The sequence below is a fragment of the Aeromonas sp. R2-4 genome, from assembly GCF_040908365.1.
Taxonomy (GTDB): domain Bacteria; phylum Pseudomonadota; class Gammaproteobacteria; order Enterobacterales; family Aeromonadaceae; genus Aeromonas; species Aeromonas veronii.
Window position 1 is genome coordinate 60,863 of sequence record NZ_JBFODO010000023.1, and the last position, 18,706, is coordinate 79,568.

The window sequence follows — 18,706 nt, forward strand, 5'->3', positions numbered from 1 at the left end:
GGTCAGATCTCATCCGGCGTGCGCAGGTTGGTCACATTGATCCGTTCGCCGCGCTTGCGCTCTTTTTCGGCCTGCATCTGGGGACGGTAGATCCCCTGATCGCCCACCACCCAGGAGAGGGGGCGGCGTTCTTTGCCGATGGAGTCCTGCAGCAGCATCAGGGCTTGTAAAAAGGCTTCGGGACGGGGCGGGCAACCCGGAATGTAGACGTCGACCGGCAGGAACTTGTCCACCCCCTGCACCACGGAATAGATGTCATACATGCCGCCGGAGTTGGCGCAGGCCCCCATGGAGATCACCCACTTGGGTTCGAGCAGCTGTTCATACAGGCGCTGGATGACTGGCGCCATCTTGATGAAGGGGGTCCCTGCAATCACCATGAAGTCGGCCTGACGGGGCGAGGCTCGGATAACTTCGGCGCCGAAGCGGGCCACATCGTGGGGGGAGGTGAAGGCGGTACACATCTCCACGTAGCAGCAGGAGATGCCGAAGTTGTAAGGCCAGAGGGAGTTTTTGCGGCCCCAGTTGACAGTGTCTTGCAGCACCTCCTCGAGGCGGCCCATCATGATGCCGCGCGTCGCTTCTTGCGCCAGTGGGTCATCGACGGTCTGGCGCTGCTCCTGGGGGTAGCGCTCAACGGGTGCATCCGGGTCAATCCGGGTCAGGGTGTACTTCATGGTGCAACCTCAAGGAAAGGGTCTGTGGTTCAATCACTGTTTTTGTTGTTCAACTGCGGTTTGCGCGGTGACCAGTCCAGTGCGCCGATGCGCCAGAGGTAGATCAGGCCGATAAGCAGCAGTCCGATGAAAATGGTGGCTTCAATAAAGCCGACCCAGCCGCTCTCCCGCACGGAAACAGACCAGGCAAACAGGTAGAGCGCCTCGACGTCGAAGATGACGAAGAACATGGCGACCAGATAGAACTTGGCGGAAAAACGCAGGCGGGCACTGCCGACCGAGTCGACACCAGATTCAAATGGCTTGTTCTTGGTGCGGCCGTAGGCACGACCTCCCAGCAGGGCAGCGAGGCCTATCATCACCAGACAGATGGTGATGGCACCGATGACATAAATGGCAAAAGCCCAATGTTGAGCAGAAATATCAGCAAACATAGAGGTTTTTCCTAACCAAATTAATCAAGCGACTTAACAATAATGTTACGCATTATGACACTTTCGCACTGATTTACATGTCATTTTTACGGGTTAATTATTAATCGGTTAACCGGTAATTAAATTTTGTTAAGAAGCGCACTTTTTTGTTGGTTATGGCGGGCGAGAAAGGCCTGGAAAGCGCAGAGAGCTGCTCCTCGTCATCACCTGAAAGGGGTAAATTCCGCGTGCGAAGCAGGATCAGGCCGGTATCGCGGGCAGGGGGCGCAGGCGGGAGAAGAGCGTGATGGCGGGTGAGACAGGGGGGATGGCAAGAGCAATAAAAAGAGAGGCTTTCAAGCCTCTCCTGTCATCGCGTTCCGGTTTCGAGCGTGGGGCGGTCAGGGTTTATTGGCGACCAGCAAGACCTGATCCGGGTAGGCGCCAATGGAGCGAAGACCGATATCTCCCGAGGTGATGTCCAGATACGCCCGCTGACCATTGGCGGAGGTTACCGTGCTGCTCATCAGATAGACATAGCCCTCATTGACCTCTTTACCGCCCCCCGCCATGGCACGCGGGAAAATGGCTTCATTGAGAGAGGGCTTGTAGCAGGCATGCTCGACCAGGGTCGCCAGCTCCTTGATGTCGGGCAGGCGCCACTGGCTGATACCGCCGAAGTGATAGAGAGCATGGCTGCTGTCACTGCGGATCCGCTCCGCCACTTGCAGCCCCTGCTGCCAGTAGTAAACGGTCGGTTCCCCCAGGCAACTGCTGCCACTCCATGTCTGTCCCAGTTTGCAGCGCATCCAGGTGAGGCCGGTGTGTTGATCCGTGACGGTGCCGTTGCCATGGTCAAGAAAACGGGCAGAGGGGGCGGTGCGATCCATGGTGTCATCACAGATGGCAGCACCGTGGGCCAGGGGGGCCATCAGTGCCAGCATGGCGAACGAAAAGCGATAAAGGCTCATGATATTCCTCGGATTATTGGGGAGTGGCGACCAGTCGTACCTGCATCAGCTCGATATAGGTATCTTGCTGCACCAGCGCGGGATAGGTGGTGCCCGCATCTTCTCCCAAGAGCAGGACTGTGCGTTTGCTGATGGGGCCACCGGAGAAGCGCTGGGCGGTGTTGCTGGTGGCGCTCCAGTAGTAGCCATGGTAGGTGTCATCTTCCGAGGAGGCGATATCCGGGAAGTAACGGGTATCCACGATGATGCGTTGACCCAGCGGGTCCTTGGCCAGGCTGCCGTAGTGCATCAGTGACATCAGCTCACCCATGGTGGGCAGCCGCCACTGGCTGATGCCGCAGCGTTGCTCGCCATTGAGCCACTGCTGATACGCGCGGGTGGTCAGCATGGTGGTCAGCGCCTGTGCCCGGGCTAGGGCCGCCAGATCTCCTTCGGCGGTGAGCTGTTCGATCCTCTTATGAATATGCTGGTAGGCCGCTTGCTGCTCGCCTGCGGTCGCCTTGAACTGCTCATCCTCATAGGCAAAGGGTCTGCTTTTCCAGGCCGGGCTCAAGGGATCGTCCGATTTGACCTCCCACACCAGACCGGTATTGAGATCCTTGACGCACTGCCAGCTCGGCGCGTTGTCGGGGAGCACCTGACCGCGATCATCGAGTTTGCGATAGGCAAGCTGGGGACGAGTGCGATTCCAGCTGGCATCTTGTCCCGGATAGTCGGCGGGTTCCTGTTCCAGCAGCGGGTCGTTGCCATCGCTGAAGGTGGTGACGCCGGTGACGGTTAGCAGGTTGCGTGGCTGCTGCTGCACCAGCAGGGTCAGTAGCTCTCTTTGTGTCTCTTCAGCAAACTGGCCGTTGCGCTGCCACTCCTGAGCCAATTGCTCCAGCATCAGACTGATGGCGCGATAGCTGGTGGTGAGCAACTGGGTCTCCTTGGCGGTGGCAAGGTGTGTGCGGGCCTGTTGTTGCAAGCTGATCGCCACCTGCTGCAGCGCCTGATCAAACTGGCCGAGACCCGCGAGGGCCGCGCGATCGCTGCCCGGTTGCAGCGGCGCGAGATCGGCCAGCAGCTGCGCCAGTGCGCGATCGGCGGCCACCCCTTCGGCAATGCGGCTCTGCCACAGGGTACTGAGCAGGGTCGGTTGCAGCCGTTGTGGATCCCCTTTGGCGGCCGGATGTGCCAGTAGCAGGCCTCCGCTCCTCGGTACGAACAGCAGGGGCGAGTTGACGATGTTGGCCGAACGGCTGACCAGGGCCACAGCTCCTTCGCCGCTGACGGCAGGATCGGCGGGATCACATTGCCAGTTCTGATCCAGATCGGCGCACAGGGTACCGGCAGTCGGCAGAGCGACATCGACCCGGTAGTCCGGGATCGCCAGTGGTGCGTTATCTTCCCCGCCGCCACAGGCGCTGAGCAGGGCTGAGAGGGTTGCAATAACCAGTACGGATGGTTTCACTTCACATTCCTTGATTCGGTCACAGGTTCACGGGGGCGGTAACCCCCGTGGTACAGGATTCAACGGCGCGGGGTGCTCCGGCGCCAGAGGCGGGGCCAGAGGGCCAGCAACAGCAGCAGGGGGGAAGTCGTGCCGCCACCCCCTTCATCCTGCTCAAGGGGAATGATGCCGGTGTTGGGCAGGGCTTCATCCTTGTCGCAGCGGGCGCCGACTTGCTGGGCTACACGCCAGTTGCGCAACTGACCGGTGTCACCGGCGCTGGTGTCGTTGATCTCCAGCAGCCAGCGGCCAGCGAGCGGTTCGCCGTGCAGCTTATCCAGCGATTCGAACGGTACCAGTTCACGGGGGAACTCCCCCTTGAGCCGGGTATGGCTGGCGTAACCCTTGTTCCACAGGCTGATCCGGGTACCGTAAGGGGAGGTGAGCCAGATCTCCAGCTGCTCCAGCTTGCTGTGCTCCAGATCGAGGGCAACCACGAATCCACTGTCGATGCGGGCCTTGCTCTCGGGCAGGGTGAGAGTGAAGCGGGACAGGCCGTGCCGTTCATCGCTCACCGCATCCTTGATCTGGCCACCCTGGCCGATGGCCCGCTGCCAGAGCGGTTCACCGATCGGCAGTTGCAGGTCAAGGCGGGTCTGGCGCTCGGTGGGGCTGGGCAGGGTGAGCTGGAACTGCAGCGGCAAGGTGACTGCCTCGCCACAGGTCAAGTTGCTCGCCGCTTCCAGCGGCAGGGTCCAGCGGGCGGTGCCATCGGCGTTGAGCTCTCCTTGCCAGTGATCGTCACCCATGAGCCCCTTGGTCGGGAGCAAGCTGGCGTCAGCCACGGTCAGGGGGCGGTCGCTCTGGTTGGTCAATTCGATGGCGAGGCTCTTTTTCTCCCCGGGCAACAGGTAGCTGTCATCGGCAAGGCGGGCCGCGATGGGGGTGGGCAGCAGGGCGTGGTGGCGGAAGGCCTGCTCCAGCAGCTTGCCATAACTGCGGTCCGGATAGAGGCGGTTGGCGGTATCCACGGTGACCCGCGCCAGCTGGGGCATCCGCACCTGCGGGCCGAGGCCGAAGTGGGATTCAATCAGCAGGGTATCGAACTCGTCACGGGCTACCTCGCCATACTGTTCAACGGCCTGGCGCAGCGCGGTGAAGAGCGGAGTGCCCCACAGCTGGTCGCCGTTGCTGCCGTTGATGGTGAGGTGAGCTGGATAGAGGAAGCCCGGATGATAGCGCGCCCGCAGATCATCGAGCTGACGGGGCGTTCGGCCGCTGATTCTGGCATCCCAGTTGAAGACCATGAAAGGCTCGAACTGGCGAGCCTCTGGACTACGCTGGCGCCAGCTGGCGGCCAGATAGTCGCTAAAGCCCTCGCCGATGGCGCCCCAGTCACCCTCTTCTCCCATGTCGGGCAGGATATGGTGCTGCACCGCATGGCCAAACTCGTGCCAGATCACCATGGGATCTTCCGCATCGGGTACCCCGATCCGGCCAATTTCCAACCGGCGCAGGAAGGGGTCATAGAGGGAGTTGTCCTGCTCCCCGGCATCGGTATCGATGGCCAGGGGGCCGCCCATCAGCGTCGGGTAGCCAAGGGATTCCACATGGCGCTGGGCCAGATCCAGATGGTAGTAGCCATTGATATCGAGGAAGGCTGGCTGCTGGTGATCCAGCAGGAAGCCATCGGCATCAGGGCTGCTAAAGGGGGCAGTTTCCGGCGCCGCGCCATCCACGACCCGGGCGCGAGGGCCACTCAGCTGGTAGGTGTCATCCACCTTTTGTACCGTGAGCGGGACGGTGCGATAGGCCCCGTTGTCCAGCACCAGATCGTGGCGCCACAGCAAATTGCCATCTTGCAGCTGAGTGCGTGGGTCGAGGGCAAAGATGCGGGCCTGCACTGTGGCCGTTTCCCCTGCCAGCGGGGCCGTTTCGGCACGGGTGTTGGCCTCTTGCAGCGTGCGCCCCAGCAGGGCGCTGCCATCGCAGGTGACAAACAGTTGCCAGTGGCTGCTCTTGCTGTTGCCCGGCTGGCTTTCCACCGCCAGCAGACGCCAGGCCGCAGTCAGGGTGTCGCCATCCTGCCAGTACCAGGGCTGGGCTTCGTCACTGCCAGCGAATTGCCACACCGTACCATCCAGCGTGGCGGTATAGGCATCCACCCCGGCGCGGCTTGCTTCATCACATGGCGCCGCCTGTGCCTGCATCAGTCGGGTATTGTGATAGAGACGCCACGGGCGACCCTGCTCATCGAGACTGACGGCGGCCATGAGACCGGCGATCGGTGCGCCATTGAGCTGCTGGCGATAATGCAGATAGTGGCCCAGCTTGCCTTGGCGCTGGTAGGCCGGGGCATCACTCAGGGTGACGCCGAGCTGCTGTTCGAGCCAGAGGCGGGTATTGGCCGAGGCGTCCTGTTCAACAAAACGCAGTTCGGCGGCCTGAGTGGAAAAGCCAGCCAGCCCCAGCAAGAGGGCGGGCAACAGGGGTTTCATAGTGGTACTCCCAATCAGCGGCAGGGTCATTGATTGATCCCCGCCAGATGCAACAAGAAGGCAAATTCACGAGCCCGATCGCCGCCACCAGCGCGGTGGCCACCCTCCAGTTCGGTCAGCAGCAGGTAGGGTCCGGAGCCGGTGCTGTGCTCCCGCAGGCGAGCCAGCCACTTGACCGGCTCCCAGTAGGGGACCTGGCTATCGTGCAGGGCGGTAGTGACCAGCAGGGGCGGGTAGGGGGCGCGGTGCAGGTTGTCGTAGGGGCTGATGCGGCGCATCGCCTGATACTCTGTGGGCTTGGCCGGGTTGCCCCACTCCTGATACTCCTGACGGGTCAAGGGGAGGGCAGGATCGCTCATGGTGCCGAGCATATCGACGAAGGGAACCTGCAACACTGCGCCACTAAAGAGTGTCGGTTGCTGGTTTAGGGCCGCAGCAACCAGCGTGCCCCCCGCGCTGCCCCCCATGGCAAACAGGGGCAGGGGAGCAGAGTCGGACGACCAGTGGCGCAGGGCGACACCGGCTGCGAGAAAGTCGCTGATGCCGTTCTGCTTGTGGATGCCCCGCCCGTCGCGGGTCCACTGCTCCCCCAGCATGCCGCCGCCGCGCACATGGGCGATGGCGTAGACAAAGCCCCGATCCAGCAGGCTTAACAGCTCTTTCTGGTAGTAGGGGCGCATCGGCGTGCCATAGGCGCCATAGCCGTAGAGCAGTACGGCGCGAGGGGCCAGATCCTTGCGCCACACCAGCGAGACAGGTACCCGAGTGCCATCGGCAGAGGTGATCCAGCGCCGCTCGCTCTGATAGGGCAATGCTTTATTGCCTGCGGTGTGCTGGTCGTTGATCCACTGGCCGCTGTTTAAATCCAGCCAGCGCTGGCCGGGGGGCTGGCTCAAGCCCTGACTGCGCACCAGAATGCGGTCGCTGGCCGGGTCATGTTCTCCTTGCAGCCAGCCGGTTCCTGCGCCACTGGCCAGCGGCAGGCGCTGGCGTTCATGGCCGTTGCGATCGAGCAGGGTGAGCCAATCCTCCCCCTGCTGGCGAAACTGCACCACCAGATGGCGATCAAACAGTCGCCACTTCTCGGGATCGCCGAGATCTTCCCCGGCGCTGGGCCAGAGGCGCTGCCACTCACCGAGCGGCGTGCTGGCTGAGTAGAGGGCAAATGCCCCCTCCCGGTTGCTCTTGATCACCCAGCCGGATTGGCTGTCCAGATAGTATTCCACCCCGCGCTGGCGGGGTTTGATCTGCTGCGGCTTGCCCGAGTCGAGCAGGTACTGCTCCGAGCTGTCGTGGTTGTTGCCCTGCAACACCAGATGCTGGCCATCCGTGGTGCGATAGAGGCTGAGCAGCCAGGCGGGATCCTGCTCCTCATAGAGAGTCTGCTCCTGGCCATCCTGCCAGCCGCGCAGCTGCCAGGGGCGCAGGGTGTAACGCTCGTTGGCGATGCTGTAGAGGGTGCGACCATCTTGTGACCAGGCGAGATCAGCGCTGCGCTGCGCCAAACTGGCCAGCGCCTTGCCGCTCTGGAGATCGAGCAGGGTAACTTGATAGTCGAGATCGCCGCGCCTGTCTTCGGCGATGGCCAGTGTGAGGTTATCCGGGCTCAGGGCCCAGCTGCCCGCTTCGTAATAGCCCTCACCCGCTCTGGCGGGAAGCCGTTGCTGCACCTTGCCCCCGTGGCGTTGCCAGAGTGAGCCATCCGGGCGCAGCTGCCATGCCTGATCGCCGCGGACAAGCCAGTTGTCTGGCACAGATTCCCCCACCGGATGACGGGCAAACTCGGCGCGCAAGGTTGCTTCCAGCGGCTGCTGCGCGGCGAGTTGCTGCTCGCTCCAGCGATTTTGCTGCTTGAGCAGGGCGAGAATGGCCGTGTTGCTGCGGCTCTCATCCCGCAACCAGAAGTAGGGGTCCTGGCGTACGGGATTGCCTGAAATCAGGTGTGGCTGGGACGGGATCGGGGGTGGCAGGGCCTCTTGCGCCCACGCCAACGGGACGGCCAACAGGGCCGCCATGATTGCATGATGCTTCATCACATCCCCACGAAACGGTAGCTGAGGCTGGCTGACAGGTAGCGGCCGCTCTGGCTGTAGAGGGAGGTGTCGCTGCCAGCCGGGAGTCCGGCCACATCCTGATAGCGGACATAGCGGGTATCGAGCAGGTTGCCGATGGTGGCATTGACCTTGAGCGTCTCGGTGATCTGCCAGTCGCCGGTGAGGTCCAGACTGAACCAGCCTGCGCTGCTCTGGCAGGCACCGTTGTAGCCAGTCTGCGCATTGGCGCACTGGGGCACCTTGGTCATGGCGGCGGCATAGTTGCCACTGAGCTCAACCCCCCAGTCGAGCTGTTGCCAGCGCAGGGTGGTGTTGCCTTCCAGCGGTGTCTGGGTGCGCAGCGGCTCACCGCGGTGATCCTTGCCATCCATCCAGGCCAGATTGGTCGAAAGCTCCCACTCGTCGCTCAGCCAGAGGCTGGCGGCCAGCTCGGCGCCCCAGGTTTCTGCTTTGGCGACGTTGCGATACTGGCGCAGGAAGACACCGTCATCGAGGCGAAAACCGGTCTGGCGCCAGTCGATGAAGTTGTAGTAGCGGTTGTAGAAAACGGCCGGTTTGACGCTCCAGTTGTCGCTTTGGCCATTCACTCCCCACTCCAGACTGTGGCTGGTCTCCTCCTTGAGGTTGGGGTTGGCAATGATCTCGAACGGCGGCATGGCAAAGTAGTGGGGAATGTTGCCGTAAACCTGATCATAAGCGGGGGCACGGAAGCCGTTGGCATAGCTGAGCCAGCTGCGCCATGTCTCGTTGAAGCGGTAGCTGGCCGCCACACTGGGGGAGATGTGGTCGCTGTGGTTCTGTGCCAGATTGCTGTCCGGTGCGCGCAGGCGCTGGCGGTCAAAGCGCAGGGTCGGGGTAAACTGCCAGCTGCCCAGATCGATCACATCGCTCAGCCAGATGCCATCGCGGCGGGTCTCGGCCTTGCTGAAGGGGGCTTTCTGTCCCTGGGTGGTGATGCCATCTTCCAGGTTCAGATTGCTGACCGGTCGCTCGTGGTTGGCCTGCTCCACTTCCACACCGTAGCTGAAGGTGTGATCCAGTGAGCCGGTGCTCAGCTTGCTCTGCAGCTCCAGCTCGCTGCCAAGGCGCAGCTCCTCGAACGTGGAGAGGGTGCGCTGGCTGCGATATCTGGGATAGCCGCTCAGGGCATCGTTGCGCAGCAGCTGGCGCTGGTTGGCTTCGTTGCGTGACTGGTTGCCAAACAGGCTCCAGTTGAGGGTATCGACCATGCCCAGATCGCTGGCTTCCCAGCTGAACTTACCGCCCTGGGTGCGCTGATCGCCATCTTCCTGAAAACCGACCACGTCCCAGCTGCCATCGGGTTGGGGCACCGCTTTGGGCCCCATCTGGCGTTTGGCGTGATCCTCGTAGTAGTCCAGCTCCAGCCGCAGAGCGTGATGGGCATTGAGGGGGAGGCGGCTGCTGGTGGAGGCACTCATGCCATCCAGATCCGCCGGAATGCGGCTCTCTTCAAAGTTGGCGGTTTCGTTGCCGCGCCAGCCGGAGAGGCGCAACAGATGTGCGCTCTCCAGTGCCCGTACCGCGCCGGTCATGCTGAGCTTCTTCTTGTTGCTGTCGCCACCGTAGAGAGTCTTGGCCGCCAGATAGCTATCTTGCTGTTGCAGATAATCTTCCGGCTGCTTGGTATTCATCACCACGGTGCCGCCGATGGCATCGGAGCCATGCAGGGAGGAGCCGGCTCCCTTGGCCACCTCAATCTGCTTGATGTCATCGAGATCGAAGTTGAAGCGACCCACCTTGTCATTGATGTTGTCGGCGCCAAAGCCGTCGCTGACGCGTACCCCATCCTTGATCAGCAGGATGCGGTTGCCACCGATGCCGCGCACGCTGATGTTTTGCGGTCGTCCAGCAGAGCCGGTGACCGAGACACCGGGGATCTTGCGAAACACATGGGTCAGCTCGCTGGCGACCTGACGGTCCAGCTCTTCCTGGGTGATGACGGTGATGGAGCCGGAAACATCGGAGAGTTTCTGTTGTACCCGTTGCCCGGTGACAATGATGGTGTCGTCGCTGCGAGCCTTCTCCACAGGGGGAAGATCGGCCGCGCCAGCGGAGGCACACAGGAGTGCCGGCCATGCCTGAAGCAGTTTGTTCATAATGATAATTGTTTTTATTTAAGCCTGAAGGACGGCATTATTGCAGAGGCCTGACCACTTGACAATAAATGGCAATCATTATCATTAAGATCTTATGGTGTTGATATTATTGAGTTATTTGTTTTTAAAAAGAGGCTCCCGCGCGAAGCGGGAGCGGAGGGGATCAGGGCTTGAGCAGTTGCAGCGACTCTTCTGCGGCCTTGCCTTGGGAGAGGGTGATATCGACCCGGCGGTTCGCCTGGCGATGTTCGGGGGTGTCATTGGCAAAGCGGGGTTGGGTGTCGGCCACACCCTGAGCGATGACTCGTCTGGCATCCAGCTGGGGGTTGGTCAGCATAGTCTGCACGATGGAGGAGGCCCGCAGCACCGAGAGCTCCCAGTTGTTGCGATAGAGCTCCACCGGCGCCTGGGAGTTGTCGGTATGACCGGTGACCACTACCTGCCCCGGGATATTGGCCAGAATGCCGGCGATCTTGTTGACCAGCGGGATGAACTGGGGCTGCAGGAACGCCGAATCGGAGGGGAATAGCGCCTTCTCGCCGATGCGGATCACCAGCTGACTGCCAAGCTGCTCGACCTCCAGATCCTTCGATTCAATCTGGGCCTTTAGCTGCTGCTCCAGCTTCTGCTTGGTCACCTGCACCCACTCCTGCTCCTTGGTCTTGTGGGGCCAGGCTTCGGTGGCGCTCGGTTTTTCCGAGGCACCTATGGTCTCGTTGAAGGGGTCCGATGCCGCCATGGGGGCATCTTTTTCCAGTACAGTCTCTTCTTTCGGGCTGCTCGGCGTGGTCTTCGATTCCGGCTCGAGAATCCCTGTTCCCCCCTGCATCAAGGGTGAGCCGGCAGGCGGGGAGATGAGGCCGATTTTACCCAGCGACTCGATAAAGCCCTGGATAAGCACCCGGGTTTCGGACTGCTTGGCCATGGCAAAGGAGTAGAGCACCACAAACAGGGCGAACAGCAGGGTCATGAAGTCGGCATAGGAGACCAGCCAGCGTTCGTGGTTCTCCGGTGCTTCAGCCTTTTTCTTTTTGGCCACCGTGACCTCCCAGATAAGGTTCGAGGGTAACTTGCAGGCGCGCTTGGGATTCGCCATCCACGATGCAGAGAATGCCGGTCAGGGTCATCTCCTTGTAGTGGCGGATCTGGTGGGCAAACCCTTTGTAGCGGTTGCCGAACGGCAAAAAGATCAGGTTGGCGGCGGATACCCCGTAGATGGTGGCGATAAAGGCCACCGCGATGGCGCCACCCAGTTTGTCGGGGGCATCAAGCAGACCCATGGCGTGGATCAGGCCAAATACCGCCCCGACGATCCCCATGGTCGGGCAGTAGCCGCCCATAGCTTCATAGAATTTGACCGTCTGTTCGAGATCTTCCTGTTCAAATTCGATCTCGTTCTCCAGCACCTCGTGGATTTTGGCCTTCTCGTAGCCATCGACCATCATCTGCACCCCTTTCTTCAGGAAGGGATCCTTGATCTCCTCGATCATCCCTTCCAGCGCCAGCATACCGCTGCGGCGGGCGTTGCCTGCCAGGGTCTCCAGCAACTGGGCCTGTTCATGCATGTCGAGCTTGAGGGGGGAGAGCAGCCATTTGAAACGCTTCATGGTGCTGCCGACAACGGAGAACGGGAACTGGGTCAGCGCAGCACCTATGGTGCCACCTATCACGATAAGAAATGCGGGCAGATCGAGCAGTGCACTGGGATGACCACCCTCGATCATGTTGCCGCCAAGGATGGCGATCAACGCCAGTACCAAGCCAATCAAGCTCATCTTTTACACGTCCCTGCATGTTGATAATGGCTAGTGTAGCTACTTAACTATCAGTTTTTCAAAATGAAATCCAATCGCTGAGCAATTAATGGGCGCTGGGTAACGTCCATAAAAGAAGGCGTGTTGCGGCCATAAGATGGCATTGCAATCATCTTGTTGCTCCTGTTGTGACAGGAAGGAGCGCTTGTTGGGTGGGGCAATCACAAAAGCAAGGTAGGGGGCGGGAGCTGGCAATACGAAAAGCGGTGATGTTCCATCAGGGCTTTGCAAACTGGGGGGGAGCGCGTGGATGATCCGCCACTGCGTGGCTCTGGCTCACTTGTCGGCATAGGTGTTTGCGTTGCCGGAAAGCAAAAAACCGACCCTGAGGTCGGTTTTTTAAATTTGGCGGTGAGGGAGGGATTCGAACCCTCGATACGTTGCCGTATACACACTTTCCAGGCGTGCTCCTTCAGCCACTCGGACACCTCACCAAATTTTCGTTCGCTGCGCTGTTGCGCTGGAACGGGGCGTAATTTAGGGGAAAGGACTGTGTGGGTCAACCTCTTTTCCCCTTATTTTTCATAATCTTTTCCGAATGCCTAACCCTTGCGCAGAATGCCGGTTTTTTAAACCGGATCAGGGCTTGTCGAGGATGATCAGACTGTCCGGCAGCTCGTTTTGATCCCGGGTGGCCGGGAAGGCATCGGTCAGAATGGCGCTAACGCGCTCTACGCACTCCAGAAAACCCTGTTCGATCTCCTTGTTGCGCACTCGTGCCACGAAGTCGTCGATGATCTCCTGCCACTGGCCGTTGTCGATATGCTGGGCGATGCCGTCATCCACCAGTATTTCTACATAGTGCTCGGCGGCCGAGACGAAGATCAGCACCCCGAGCCGGTCGCGGGTGCGGTGCAGCCCCTGTTCGACAAATTGCAGGCGAGCCATCAGGGCCGCCCGGTGCTGGCGAACCTTCTTCGGGATGAGCCGCATTTTTATTGGGGTCCAGTGGAACAGCAGGCTCAGCAGCAGCCAGACCGACCACTGCACCAGCAGGATTTCGTACCAGCCTAGCCAGAAGCCGAGCTGGAACACCAGCAGCGGGGTGAGCATCGCCAGTAGCGCCGCCCAGAGGGTGGGAATGTAGCGATAGCCATCGCTGGCCGGGGCCAGCACGGTGACCAGTTCAGCATCAGTCTCTAGCTCCGCTTCGCGCACCTTGGCCTGAAGCGTGTGGAAGAACTGTTTAGAAATCATGATTCGTCTCTTTACTCCTGTTACCAGCCACCGGAGGCTCCGCCGCCGCCAAAGCTGCCGCCGCCACCGCTGAATCCGCCGCCGGAGCGACCACCAAAGGAGCCGGCACCCAATCCACCAGCCATGTAGGCCGACCGACGTCGTCCTCCTGGCCCACCGCCACCACCGCCGCGCAGGTTGTGGAGCACGATCATCGCAATCACCACCAGAATAAACAGCCAGGGGCCGCCACCGTTGTCACTCTTCGGCTGCTCGACCGGCTGATATTCCCCGGCGAGTGCCTTCATGATGCTCTGGCTGCCCGCCATGATCCCGGCCACCATATCGCCGCGCTTGAAGGCGGGCAGGATGCGGCCATGGATGATGTTGGCGGCGATGGCGTCGGGCAGGGCACCTTCCAGCCCATATCCCACCTCGATCCGCACCTTGCGCTCATCCTGGGCGATCAGCAACAACACGCCATTGTTTTTGCCTTTCTGGCCGATCCCCCAGTGGCGACCGAGCTGGTAGCCGTACTCCTCGATAGTCTCCCCATCGAGGCTGTCGACAGAGACCACCACCAGCTGGATACCACTGCGCTTTTCAAAGGCGGCCAGCTGTTGGGTCAGTTGATGGGCCTGTTTGCGGGACATCAGACTGGCTTCATCCACCACCCGTCCGCTCAGCGTCGGGAAGTCCGGTGCCGCTTGCAGGGCACTGGCCCAGAGCAGCAGGCAGGGAAGAAACCAGCGCAGCATCATCTTCATTGGAAGCTGACCTTGGGCGCCTCATCGGCACCGGGTTTGGCACTGAAACTGGGTTTGGCCTCCAGATCCGAGTAGAGCAGCTTGGACCAGATAACGCCGGGGAAGGTGCGGATCTCGGTATTGAACTGGCGCACCGCCTCGATATAGTCGCGGCGAGCCACCGAGATGCGGTTCTCGGTTCCTTCCAGCTGTGCCTGCAGGGCAAGGAACTGCTGATCCGCTTTCAGCTCGGGGTAGCGTTCTACCACCACCATCAGGCGGGAGAGAGCGCTGGAGAGCTGGTTCTGCGCCGCTTCAAACTCCTTGAGCTGGGCAGGATCGCTCACTTGCACGCTGCCGACCCGGGCACGGGCATCGGTGACCGCTTTGAGGGTCTCCTGCTCATGGCTGGCGTAGCCCTTGACGGTTGCTACCAGATTGGGAATGAGGTCGGCGCGGCGCTGATACTGGTTCTCCACCTGCCCCCAGCTTGCTTTAACCTGCTCATCCAGGGTCGGAATGTTGTTCATGCCGCAGCCGGTCAGGCTGAGCAGCAAGGTCAGGGTCAACAGGCTCTGCGTGGTTTTGCGCCAGAGTGATGTGGCCATCTTGTTGTTCTCCTTTGGTATTTCGAGTCGATAGTGCGCCATGGATGGTGTACGACCAAGAGTGCATCACCATACCAGCTTGGGGTCAGTTGCCACAACGCGCAGGTAGCTCAGGTCGCTTGTTGATGCCGGAGACCTTGGGCAACTGGGGCTTGTCTTTTAGCCAGGATGCCAGCTCTTCCCCGCAGCCATTGCCGGGCGGAATGGGAGCCTGGGGCTCGCAATCTGGGCTGCCCACCGGGCAGCGCAGCCGTACGTGGAAGTGGCTGAAGTGGCCCACCCAGGGGCGCAGCTTGGCGACCCAGGGCTCGTCACCAGCCTGTTGGCAGACCGCGGATTTGATTACCGGATTGACGAAGATGCGGGCCACCTCGGGCTTGCTGGCCGCCAGCCGCAGCAGGGTGAGCTGCTGGGGGCCAAAGCGACCCGGCAACATCTTGTAGCTGGGTTCGTCGATCAGCGACCACTCCTTGGGGGCATCCTGCTCCCATTTGCTGATGGGACGGTTGGCCATGCGAAACCAGATATCGGCATCAAGGCCAGTCTGGTGGCTGCGATGGCCAGAGGTAAAGGGGCCGCCACGGGCCATCGCCAGATCAGCGATGTAGAGATCTGGCAGCCCGGCCATGCGGGTCTGGTTGGCCAGCGCTTGCAGATAGTGGATGAGGTCGGGGTGGCCGTAGTAGCGCAGCCGCTTGGTGCGGATCACCTTATAACCAGGCCCTTCAAGGGGCAGGGATACGCCGTTTTTCAGGCAACCGGCGGCATAACCACCGATGGCTTCCGCTTGCAATACAGTCGCCAGCAACAGGGACGTCAGCATGTGCGTGCTCCTTGTCTTGCTTCGAGTCGGCTCAGCAATACGAACAGACTCAAACATATAAATAAATAGGCCGCGGCCACCAGCAGCCAGATCTCGTAGACCAGTCCGCTGGAGTTGGCCATCTCGGTGCCGACGAAGGTGAGCTCCTGCACCGAGATAAGGGAAACGATGGCGGTATCTTTCACCAGCGCAATGAGCTGGCCGGTGAGGGGGGGGAGCATCAGCAGCATGGCCTGCGGCAGGATCACATGGCGCAGCCGCACCCAGGGGGAGAGCCCGAGGCTCTGCGCCGCCTCCCACTGGCCACGGGGGATGGCGGCCAGCCCGGCGCGGACGATCTCGGCGACGAAGGCTGCGCTGATCATGCCAACGCAGAGGGTGCCTGAGATGAGGTTCTCCCAGCGGGCAGGTGGGCCAAACAGCGCCTCTTGCCACGGGGAGAGTGATACGGTGCCGAGCCAGCGGGAGAGGCCGCTCGCAGGCAGCAGCTGGTTGGCGATAAAGAAGTAGAAGATGAAGATAAAGACCAGCGGCGGCAGATTGCGGATCAGCTGGATAAACAGGGTCGCTGGCATCACCAGCCAGGGGCGGCGGCTGAAGGCGGCTACCCCCAGCGCAGTACCGAGCAGCAGCGCCAGTACCATGCCGAGCAGGGCGATGCGCAAGGTGGTGAGCAGACCGCTGAAAAAGTAGGGTAACTCGCCGTGAGGGCCAGGGGTGAACAGCAGGTCGAAGGCTTCATGCCAGCGCCACTGATAGGCCACCCCGATGTGCAGGCGGCTGGCCAGCCAGAGGCCAGCCAGCAGCAGGATCAGGGCGATCGCCCCATCCAGCCAGTTGATGTTCCGACATGGCTCACGGATGATGCGCCGGATGGTCTCTTTTAGAGCAATCAGCATCAGGGGTTGGCGACCTGCGCTTCCCACGCCAGCGACTTGAACCAGTAGTCATGGCGCGCCTTGAGCCAGCCATCGGCTTGACGGGCGGCGATCCACTCGTTGAACTGCTCAGCCAGCGCGTCATCCCCCTTGCGCAGGGCAAACCCCTCATCGCCCTGAGCCAGCTGCTTGGCAAAGGGCATGAACAGGGCATCGGGGTGGCGCTGCGCCTCTTGCTCGGGTTTCGGGGAAGAGGAGAGGGCGCCGTGGGCGCGGCCGTTCAGCACCTCCTGAAATACCTGTGACTCGTCATCAAACTGGCGCAGGGTGGCCTTGGGGAAGTGTTCTTTTGCCACCTGTACCGGTGAGGCGCCACGACGTACCGCCAGGATCACCCCGCGCTGGTTGAAGTCCGCCACGGTTTTCTTCTCTTTGGCCAGGGTGCTGGAGGCGGCCAGCTGCACCCCCGAATGGGAGTAGGCCTGGGTGAAGCGCACGCTCTTCTCCCGCTCGGGGGTGATGGTGAGGCCGCCGATGATGACGTCATATTTTTTCGCCAACAGGGAGGGGATGATGCCATCCCAGGCGGTAGGCACGAACTCTACCTGCCAGCCGTTATCTGTGGCGAGGCGACGGGCCACGTCAATCTCGAAACCGATCAGGGCCCCCTGCTTGTCGCGCATCGCCCAGGGGGCGAAGGTGGACATGCCGACCCGCAGGGTACCGCTCTGCTCGATCTGCGCCTGGGTGTCGGAGGGGGCGGTTTCTGCCAGTGCTGGAGTGAGCAGGCTTGCCAGCAGCAGGGCTGCGCCCGACAGGGTGGTCTTGAATGACAGAGTCATGGTTAGCGTCCTTGTTGATCCGGATTCAGGTGACGGGCCAGCGCCCGCGAACAGGCTGACAGCGTCAGGGTTAACAGCAAATAGAGGGCAGCTACGGTAAACCACACCTCAAAGGTCAGAAACGTATCGGCAACCAGAGTACGCCCTTCGTTGGTCAGATCGAAGATGGCGATCACACTCACCAGAGCCGAATGTTTGATAAGGGAGACCAGCTCGTTGGTCAGCGGCGGCAAGGTGATGCGCACCAGCTGGGGCAGGATCACCTTGCGCAGGGTGATGGCCCGTGACAAGCCAAGCGACTGGGCTGCCTCCCACTGTCCTTTGGGAATGGCCTGTACACCTGCACGCAGCACTTCGGCGGTGAAGGCCCCCTGATAGAGGGAGAGGCTCAACACGGCGCAGGCAAGGGGGGCCAATCCCAGCATGGGGCCCAGCAAGAAATAGAGAATATAGAGCTGCACCAACTGGGGCGTGGTGCGCACCAGCGCCAGATAGGCGATGGCGAGCCAGGGGCCGAGCCGGGAGGGAAGCAGCCGCAGACTCACCACGCAGATCCCGACCACCAGCGTACCGAGCAAACTGAGCAGCGCGACCTGCAAGGTCACCAACAAGCCGTTTAGCAGGGGGCCGGCATAAAAGGTTCCCTCATCCCATTCGCCGAGAAAGGGCAACACCCGCGGCCACTGCCACTCATAGCCCATCTGGCGAGCGCCGCTATAGAGCGCCCAGCCCAGTAGCGCAGAGAGCATCACAGTGCCTGACAACCAGCCAAGCAGGCGGGGGCGATTGAGCCTAGCCATGATAGCTGAGCACCTGTTCGAGAAAGGCCCGGGTGCGCGGGTGCCGGGGGGCGTTGAACAGCTGGGCGGGCGGGGCCGACTCGATGATCTTCCCCTCATCCATAAAGAGCACCCGATCCGCCACCTGACGGGCAAAGCCCATCTCGTGGGTGACGCAGATCAGGGTCATCCCCTCGTCAGCCAGCTCGCGGATCACATCGAGCACTTCGCGGATCATCTCGGGGTCGAGGGCGGAGGTGGGCTCGTCAAACAGCATCAGCTCGGGTTGCATGCAGAGGGAGCGGGCGATGGCGACCCGCTGCTGCTGGCCGCCGGAGAGCTGGTGGGGGTACTTGTCGGCCTGTGCCTGAATGCGCACCCGCTCGAGCAGCCCGAGCGCCCGGGCTTTGGCCTCCTGAGGGCGCAACCCCAGGGTATGCACCGGCGCCACCATCAGGTTTTCCAGCACCGTCATATGGGGGAAGAGGTTGAACTGCTGAAACACCATGCCAACCCGACCTTGCAGGCGACGCAAGTAGGCGGGGGTTACCGGCTCGCCAAACAGGAACAGCTGGCCGTCGTCGATCCCCTCCAGCCCGTTGATGGTGCGGATCAGGGTCGATTTTCCCGAGCCTGACGGGCCACAGATGACCCACTTCTCTCCCCGTTCAATGGTGAGATCGATGTGATGAAGAGCCTGAAAGTCGCCATAGAATTTGTCGACGCCACAAAAGCGCACACAGGGTTGCGAGCTGGTCAAGAAGCGGGTTCCACTGAGAATCATTTACGCCATGGTATTGATTTTATAGGGGGATGACAAAGAAAACCCCCTTGTCAGCATCCTGATGGCTATTCACAATGGCGCCATTTCGTGATGA

At 61.3% G+C, this 18,706-nt stretch carries 17 protein-coding genes and 1 tRNA gene; all 18 read right to left on the minus strand.

Annotation, left to right across the window (positions count from 1 at the left end):
• Positions 1–2 precede the first annotated feature (2 nt).
• Complete coding sequence (locus tag AB5Z05_RS11845) at positions 3–677, minus strand: NADH-quinone oxidoreductase subunit B family protein (RefSeq protein ID WP_005344917.1); 675 nt, start codon at positions 675–677, stop codon at positions 3–5.
• 29 nt (positions 678–706) lie between these two features.
• A complete protein-coding gene (locus AB5Z05_RS11850; protein ID WP_005344919.1) occupies positions 707–1,111 on the minus strand; it encodes an NADH-quinone oxidoreductase subunit A in 405 nt (134 codons plus the stop codon).
• Positions 1,112–1,491: 380 nt separating this feature from the next.
• Positions 1,492–2,061, minus strand: a complete 570-nt coding sequence (locus tag AB5Z05_RS11855; RefSeq protein WP_127006467.1) for a DUF1566 domain-containing protein — start codon at positions 2,059–2,061, stop codon at positions 1,492–1,494.
• 13 nt (positions 2,062–2,074) lie between these two features.
• Positions 2,075–3,514 (minus strand): DUF1566 domain-containing protein, encoded by a 1,440-nt coding sequence (locus AB5Z05_RS11860; protein ID WP_127006468.1) that lies wholly within the window; start codon positions 3,512–3,514, stop codon positions 2,075–2,077.
• 59 nt (positions 3,515–3,573) lie between these two features.
• Complete coding sequence (locus AB5Z05_RS11865; RefSeq protein WP_368151624.1) at positions 3,574–6,021, minus strand: proprotein convertase P-domain-containing protein; 2,448 nt, start codon at positions 6,019–6,021, stop codon at positions 3,574–3,576.
• Positions 6,018–8,024, minus strand: a complete 2,007-nt coding sequence (locus tag AB5Z05_RS11870) for a prolyl oligopeptidase family serine peptidase (RefSeq protein ID WP_368151626.1) — start codon at positions 8,022–8,024, stop codon at positions 6,018–6,020. The genes AB5Z05_RS11865 and AB5Z05_RS11870 overlap by 4 nt, the downstream gene beginning before the upstream one ends.
• Entirely contained in the window at positions 8,024–10,162 is a 2,139-nt protein-coding gene (locus AB5Z05_RS11875; protein WP_368151628.1) for a TonB-dependent hemoglobin/transferrin/lactoferrin family receptor, read from the minus strand. The genes AB5Z05_RS11870 and AB5Z05_RS11875 overlap by 1 nt, the downstream gene beginning before the upstream one ends.
• A 163-nt stretch (positions 10,163–10,325) precedes the next feature.
• On the minus strand, positions 10,326–11,201 hold the full coding sequence (locus AB5Z05_RS11880; protein ID WP_106844513.1) for a flagellar motor protein MotB: 876 nt from the start codon (positions 11,199–11,201) through the stop codon (positions 10,326–10,328).
• Positions 11,179–11,937: a flagellar motor protein gene (locus AB5Z05_RS11885; protein WP_042081938.1), complete on the minus strand. Its 759-nt coding sequence runs from the start codon at positions 11,935–11,937 to the stop codon at positions 11,179–11,181. The genes AB5Z05_RS11880 and AB5Z05_RS11885 overlap by 23 nt, the downstream gene beginning before the upstream one ends.
• 385 nt (positions 11,938–12,322) lie before the next feature.
• Positions 12,323–12,410: transfer RNA gene (locus tag AB5Z05_RS11890), tRNA-Ser, on the minus strand.
• Positions 12,411–12,555: 145 nt separating this feature from the next.
• A complete protein-coding gene (locus AB5Z05_RS11895) occupies positions 12,556–13,173 on the minus strand; it encodes a TPM domain-containing protein (RefSeq protein WP_005337196.1) in 618 nt (205 codons plus the stop codon).
• Positions 13,174–13,193: 20 nt separating this feature from the next.
• Positions 13,194–13,919: a YgcG family protein gene (locus AB5Z05_RS11900; RefSeq protein WP_005346567.1), complete on the minus strand. Its 726-nt coding sequence runs from the start codon at positions 13,917–13,919 to the stop codon at positions 13,194–13,196.
• Positions 13,916–14,506, minus strand: a complete 591-nt coding sequence (locus tag AB5Z05_RS11905; protein ID WP_201913301.1) for a LemA family protein — start codon at positions 14,504–14,506, stop codon at positions 13,916–13,918. Before AB5Z05_RS11905 ends, AB5Z05_RS11900 begins: the two co-directional genes overlap by 4 nt.
• A gap of 85 nt (positions 14,507–14,591) precedes the next feature.
• A complete protein-coding gene (gene mepA / locus AB5Z05_RS11910) occupies positions 14,592–15,329 on the minus strand; it encodes a penicillin-insensitive murein endopeptidase (protein ID WP_368151630.1) in 738 nt (245 codons plus the stop codon).
• Positions 15,323–16,228, minus strand: coding sequence for an amino acid ABC transporter permease (locus tag AB5Z05_RS11915; protein ID WP_368151632.1), 906 nt, complete (start codon positions 16,226–16,228; stop codon positions 15,323–15,325). Before AB5Z05_RS11915 ends, mepA begins: the two co-directional genes overlap by 7 nt.
• A complete protein-coding gene (locus tag AB5Z05_RS11920; RefSeq protein ID WP_368151634.1) occupies positions 16,228–17,049 on the minus strand; it encodes a transporter substrate-binding domain-containing protein in 822 nt (273 codons plus the stop codon). Before AB5Z05_RS11920 ends, AB5Z05_RS11915 begins: the two co-directional genes overlap by 1 nt.
• 2 nt (positions 17,050–17,051) lie before the next feature.
• Complete coding sequence (locus tag AB5Z05_RS11925; protein WP_368151636.1) at positions 17,052–17,849, minus strand: amino acid ABC transporter permease; 798 nt, start codon at positions 17,847–17,849, stop codon at positions 17,052–17,054.
• Positions 17,842–18,612, minus strand: coding sequence for an amino acid ABC transporter ATP-binding protein (locus AB5Z05_RS11930; protein WP_019444712.1), 771 nt, complete (start codon positions 18,610–18,612; stop codon positions 17,842–17,844). The genes AB5Z05_RS11925 and AB5Z05_RS11930 overlap by 8 nt, the downstream gene beginning before the upstream one ends.
• Between the last annotated feature and the right edge of the window lie 94 nt (positions 18,613–18,706).

Excerpts from the sequence above, each read along its gene's own strand:
- AB5Z05_RS11845 (WP_005344917.1), bottom strand. The coding sequence starts at position 677 with ATGAAGTACACCCTGACCCGGATTGACCCGGATGCACCCGTTGAGCGC.
- AB5Z05_RS11850 (WP_005344919.1), bottom strand. The coding sequence starts at position 1,111 with ATGTTTGCTGATATTTCTGCTCAACATTGGGCTTTTGCCATTTATGTC.
- AB5Z05_RS11855 (WP_127006467.1), bottom strand. The coding sequence starts at position 2,061 with ATGAGCCTTTATCGCTTTTCGTTCGCCATGCTGGCACTGATGGCCCCC.
- AB5Z05_RS11865 (WP_368151624.1), bottom strand. The coding sequence starts at position 6,021 with ATGACCCTGCCGCTGATTGGGAGTACCACTATGAAACCCCTGTTGCCC.
- AB5Z05_RS11870 (WP_368151626.1), bottom strand. The coding sequence starts at position 8,024 with ATGAAGCATCATGCAATCATGGCGGCCCTGTTGGCCGTCCCGTTGGCG.
- AB5Z05_RS11875 (WP_368151628.1), bottom strand. The coding sequence starts at position 10,162 with ATGAACAAACTGCTTCAGGCATGGCCGGCACTCCTGTGTGCCTCCGCT.
- AB5Z05_RS11885 (WP_042081938.1), bottom strand. The coding sequence starts at position 11,937 with ATGAGCTTGATTGGCTTGGTACTGGCGTTGATCGCCATCCTTGGCGGC.
- AB5Z05_RS11895 (WP_005337196.1), bottom strand. The coding sequence starts at position 13,173 with ATGATTTCTAAACAGTTCTTCCACACGCTTCAGGCCAAGGTGCGCGAA.
- AB5Z05_RS11900 (WP_005346567.1), bottom strand. The coding sequence starts at position 13,919 with ATGAAGATGATGCTGCGCTGGTTTCTTCCCTGCCTGCTGCTCTGGGCC.
- AB5Z05_RS11905 (WP_201913301.1), bottom strand. The coding sequence starts at position 14,506 with ATGGCCACATCACTCTGGCGCAAAACCACGCAGAGCCTGTTGACCCTG.
- mepA (WP_368151630.1), bottom strand. The coding sequence starts at position 15,329 with ATGCTGACGTCCCTGTTGCTGGCGACTGTATTGCAAGCGGAAGCCATC.
- AB5Z05_RS11915 (WP_368151632.1), bottom strand. The coding sequence starts at position 16,228 with ATGCTGATTGCTCTAAAAGAGACCATCCGGCGCATCATCCGTGAGCCA.
- AB5Z05_RS11920 (WP_368151634.1), bottom strand. The coding sequence starts at position 17,049 with ATGACTCTGTCATTCAAGACCACCCTGTCGGGCGCAGCCCTGCTGCTG.
- AB5Z05_RS11925 (WP_368151636.1), bottom strand. The coding sequence starts at position 17,849 with ATGGCTAGGCTCAATCGCCCCCGCCTGCTTGGCTGGTTGTCAGGCACT.
- AB5Z05_RS11930 (WP_019444712.1), bottom strand. The coding sequence starts at position 18,612 with ATGATTCTCAGTGGAACCCGCTTCTTGACCAGCTCGCAACCCTGTGTG.